We start from the raw sequence: 4,495 nt of genomic DNA, 5'->3' as shown, positions 1-4,495 counted from the left end.
GCAGTTTATCGAGGCATCGAATAGGTGCGTTCCCTAACTTTGCGTCATCAGCCGCCCCCAAATCGGACGTCCAACTCGAAACGAACGCTCCCCACAAGCAGCCATTGAATGGACGTCGGCATTGCGCCCATTCCTGCCGTTGAACGGGGTTTCACGATTGCCGGAAAGCCGACATTACCGATTGAACGGAGCTACGGCGAATTAGGGGTGGGTTGCGGAATGACCGCTTTTGGCGATGCAACCGAGGATAGCAGACACCAGAAGTTTTCGGTCACACTTTCTGTTGTGAACAGTGGACAGCGAGACGAAGGCTTTCGGTATCCACCGATTATGGATGCAACTGACCCATCATCCTTTGCGAGAGATCAGCATCCTCAAGCAATGGCGTGAGATCGCTCACCTGATCAACTGAGCCTACTATGGGAAGCGATTTTACAAAGGCGTCGCGGATGCCAGATTGCGCGGCCGGCCCACCCGCACCCACGACGGCGTTGTGGTTGCCCTGCGCTCCAATATCCGTTGGTGCTCCGATCATCTGGAGATCCATGCCCGCAATGGAGAGGTGGTGCGGATCGTTTTCGTCATCGACGCCTGCGATCGCGAGATCATCGCCTGGTCGGCTGTCGCCAATGCCGGCATCTCTGGCGAGATGGTCTGTGATCTGATGATCGCCGCTGTCGAACGCCGCTTCCAGACCCTCAAGGTCCCGCACCGGCTGGAATGGCTCTCGGATAATGGCAGCGCCTATATCGCCAGGCAAACGGCAGAAGTGGCCGCGGCCCTCGGCATCCAACTGCTCTTCACCCCGGTTCGCAGCCCGCAAAGCAATGGCATGTCCGAGGCCTTCGTCAAAACCCTGAAAAGGGACTATGCCGCAACCGTTATCCTCCCGGACGCCGACACCATCCTGGCCTTGCTGCCCGGATGGATCGACGATTACTGTGAGGTCCACCCGCACTCCGGGCTCAAGTTCCGCTCACCACGCGAGTTCCTGCGCCTCAGTGCTTAAACCCAACCGCCGACTGTCCGGTCAAACGGGGTCCACTCCAGGCGACCATATTTTTGCCCTCTCGTTTTGCTGTGTACAGCTCGGTGTCTGCAGCTTTCACCGCTTTCCAAAAATCATCATTCGAGAAAAACAATGAAATGCCAAAGCTTGCGGTAACCGTCAGGCTGGTTGAGCCAGTCTGAATAGGCTCAGCAGCGAGAGTCGTGCGAAAGCGTTCCGCCAAGCTGATCGCCTCTTCTAAATTCCCTTCGATCACAAATACGAACTCTTCACCACCTATGCGGCCGAGCAAGTCTTTTTTTCGCGATACCTTAGCTAGTCGACCTGCCACCACCTGAAGTACTTCGTCCCCAACGGCGTGCCCAAAGCGGTCGTTTATAGCCTTAAAGCTATCCAAATCGGCGACGATCACCGCCCTTGTGACACCGTTTTCAGAGACCGAGCGAATAGCGGTTTCGATACCACGACGGTTCAAAAGGCCAGTAAGCACATCGGTGTCACGGTCTCGTGCTATCGTGGTAAAAATGTCTGCCCCAGCGACACCGAGCAGCGCCAAAACACCGGCGTTCAAGATGATTGCCAACGTGTACTGTAAGGTGATCCAGAACGCGGTCGTCGTGTGTTCACCCGGACCGACGCTAAAGCTCCCTGCAGTGAAAAGCGTGCGCGGAAAAAAGTGCAACCCAATGATAGCTATGGTCCAAAAAAGTAGCCTGTCCGCACCGCTGCCTTGGGCAAGCTGCTTTTCCTTCCAGACCGCGGCAAGCAGCACAAAGCCAAAACCAAAATTCAGGATGTATGTCCGAGCCAGCAGGTTTCGATCTATGAAAAGAAAGTAGCTGGTGGCGAGAAGCGCCAACGCAAAGACAGCCGCGTGGAAAATGCGCCCCATTGTGCCGGTAGACCGGCGTTGAACTGCCTCAGCGACCGATAGCGCGCCAGTGAGATAAAGCGCGGTAGCTATCAGCGAATTGGCGGCGACGTTGGCAGGAATACCCGCAGTTTGCAGCAGAAATCCGGTTCCGCAAGAAAGCAGGCCGAAGGCCAAGTACCGGAAGTACCGCAGGTCAGTTGCATATCGGGAGAGGATAGCGAAAGCGACTGCAGCAGTTCCGAAAACAGACACCACAAAGTAACCCATTTGGTCCCCAAAATACCCAAAACGGACGCTGCACAAAACCGTCCTATAGGCTGTGCCGCCCTAACAGCTGATCAACATGTAGTAGACAATTTGGGGGGTCCAAAACCGAATGGCTGCTCGTCGTATTTTGCATCTGTGGTGCCCTACGAAGCTCAACGACAGCGCTAAGTGGTTTGTTGCGGCAGCATAACAGGGGGTGTGACAGTACCAGCGAGCAACCGTTCGTAGCACGGCAGAGGCTGGGTCAGTTAGCGGCACAGGGCGGTGTGGCTCGCAACTAAAGAGCTAGGCCGTTGATTTCTTAAGAATTTATGGTGCTGCCGGTCAGGATTGAACTGACGGCCTCTCCCTTACCAATTAAGGAATGTACTCAATTAGTCATTGGTAAATATGACATAAAAATCGACTGTGCTAGCATTGTGCTAGGCGCGTAAATGGCTTTCGCTAAAGCGAGCCTATCTCAGCGAGGTTGAGAACGGTCAGCGCAATGTCAGCTTAGACGTGGTTGAGAAGCTGGCTACGGCTTTGGGAGCTGAGCCGGGCATGTTGATGGCGGCGGCAAAAACTTAGAAAGCCCGCGCTGACAGTTCAATATCGGCGGTGCGTCTGGTGTCGAGTAAGGTCCTGTGGCAGCGTCACATCATGATCGAATTTCGCACTATTTCCGATGACCACCCTGATCTGGAGCACTCCCCATTGTTGCGCGGGGCGCTGTTGACGCTTCAATACACACTCAGGCACGGTTGCATTGGTTTGACCAAGACCGGGGCGTTCAAGCGTGTTTTTGTCCACTGGGCGGTCGAGCATTTTGACTGGCCCGGAAAAAGTGCGGAAGACATGTTCCGCTACAACAAAGTCGTCAACGAGTTCGAGTTTCCGCCGCTCGAAGTGTTGCATTACCTTTTGATCAAGCTCCGTCTGGCGCGGCACATCAAAGGGGAGTTCAAATTGACGCGGCGCGGCGCTGAGCTAGCGCAGGCGTCTGGACAGTTGTTCTCTGAGCTTATTCCATTCTTCCTTTTCGAGGTTGACCATTCCTCCTATGCCCGCTTCGATGATCGTCCCTTTGGAAAATGGGACGTCTGGATGAACGTCCTCAATGTCGAGGCCGATCACGGAACAACCGAGCGCGCACTTTGCACGACTTTTTATGGCGAAGGGCATGATTGGGATAATGCGGGGTGGCGAGAGATGGCGGCGTTCTCATCCTGTGTCTTGCGGCCCTTGGAGTGGTCGGGTCTGCTGGTGCAGATCGCCGAAGAACGCGCAGGCAACCAAGTGTACCACTCATTCAAAACGCCGCTCTGGCGCAGCGCCTTGAAGCTGGACACGGACCGCATACTTCAGCCAATTCCAGTTCAATAAGCCAGCTGTTGTTTCTGACTATTGCGTCCCTGCTATTATGGAACGGCAGCGGCTGCTGGCTGATATAGGGGTGGTTTTCGGACGGTCAGCAGTTGGACAAACGAAACCCTTTAGCCGCCGTTCAACATCTCATCCCGTGCCATAAGAATGTGCGGGATTTGTACACCCCGCTTTTCCATCTCGTCTCGTCGCACCCTTAGAAATCCGAAGCGAGAATAGAATTCGACCGCGCCCAGCGTTGCCTTGACCCAACGAATATCGGCATTCGCATCGCAAGCCTTCAGCAGTAAGGTGCCCACTCCTTGGTTCTGAAATTCTGGTAGTACGAAGAGTGAGAGCAGCTCTTGGTCCTGCCAGTTGGCGTAGCCGACAACGGCCTGACCCCGTTCAGCGACGAGATAAATCTCACCGTTTTCTGCCCCGCGTAGATAACCCGCAGGTGCGCGTCCTGCTAGCCAAGCCTCCACCTGCTCTGAGCTGTAGTGAGACGACAGGGTCTTGCGGAGGCAGGCTGTGTGTATGGCGTGAATGGCCTCGGCATCTGTGTTGACCATCGGTCTTACGATGACCGTCGGCGTATTTTCGGAATTTGGCATTGTGACATCCTTCAAAAAATGATGGAGGACGAGACCAACCAAATCCCGTCCTATAAGGGCGGGCAACATGGTGACTGTGTTGGGAGCGGATTAAGTCCCAGGCAGCATCATGCCCGCAGGTGCGGAGCGTTTGATGCTGGTTTTGAAAACGGAACTGGCCATGCCCAACAGTATTCACGGGCTTATGGAAATAGCAAGCCTCGGCAGGTTTTGGGATTTGAATCGAGCATCGCGAACGACCGAAATGGGGTCGGGATCTGCCGCTGATAAGCCTGCCATATTCGTTCTCTTCATGGCCGCTTCGGCCAGAGGAGAAATGTGATGGGTATCTCACAGTACGACCCTGCTGCTGCAGGAAGACCTGCTTGGAATGCCGGTAGGCAG

At 54.9% G+C, this 4,495-nt stretch carries 5 protein-coding genes and 1 pseudogene; 4 read left to right on the top strand and 2 right to left on the bottom strand.

Features of this window, described 5'->3' with window-relative positions; genetic code table 11:
- Positions 1–108 precede the first annotated feature (108 nt).
- Together HKD40_RS17500 and HKD40_RS17495 are read left to right on the top strand one after the other, a co-directional pair.
- A complete protein-coding gene (locus tag HKD40_RS17500) occupies positions 109–390 on the top strand; it encodes a hypothetical protein (protein ID WP_169197053.1) in 282 nt (93 codons plus the stop codon).
- Positions 391–475: 85 nt separating this feature from the next.
- Positions 476–1,009, top strand: a pseudogene (locus tag HKD40_RS17495) (DDE-type integrase/transposase/recombinase); the annotation flags it as partial.
- Here the strand turns inward: HKD40_RS17495 and HKD40_RS17490 are convergent.
- Positions 999–2,150 carry a GGDEF domain-containing protein gene (locus HKD40_RS17490; protein ID WP_169197052.1) on the bottom strand — a complete coding sequence of 384 codons (1,152 nt, stop codon included), beginning with the start codon at positions 2,148–2,150 and terminating at the stop codon, positions 999–1,001. The pseudogene HKD40_RS17495 and the gene HKD40_RS17490 sit on opposite strands and share 11 nt — an antisense overlap.
- Before the next feature lie 642 nt (positions 2,151–2,792).
- Here HKD40_RS17490 and HKD40_RS17480 point away from each other — a divergent pair.
- On the top strand, positions 2,793–3,515 hold the full coding sequence (locus tag HKD40_RS17480; RefSeq protein ID WP_169197051.1) for a hypothetical protein: 723 nt from the start codon (positions 2,793–2,795) through the stop codon (positions 3,513–3,515).
- A gap of 110 nt (positions 3,516–3,625) precedes the next feature.
- Here the strand turns inward: HKD40_RS17480 and HKD40_RS17475 are convergent, their stop codons facing one another.
- On the bottom strand, positions 3,626–4,111 hold the full coding sequence (locus tag HKD40_RS17475) for a GNAT family N-acetyltransferase (RefSeq protein ID WP_169197050.1): 486 nt from the start codon (positions 4,109–4,111) through the stop codon (positions 3,626–3,628).
- 133 nt (positions 4,112–4,244) lie between these two features.
- Between HKD40_RS17475 and HKD40_RS17470 the strand changes: the two genes are divergently transcribed.
- Positions 4,245–4,433, top strand: coding sequence for a hypothetical protein (locus tag HKD40_RS17470; protein WP_169197049.1), 189 nt, complete (start codon positions 4,245–4,247; stop codon positions 4,431–4,433).
- Positions 4,434–4,495: the final 62 nt, after the last annotated feature.

Origin of the sequence: Devosia sp. MC1541, from assembly GCF_012847305.1 — a bacterium.
Classification (GTDB): domain Bacteria; phylum Pseudomonadota; class Alphaproteobacteria; order Rhizobiales; family Devosiaceae; genus Devosia.
The sequence above is the reverse complement of the archived record's forward strand: the minus strand, read 5'-3'. Positions and strand labels throughout refer to the sequence as shown.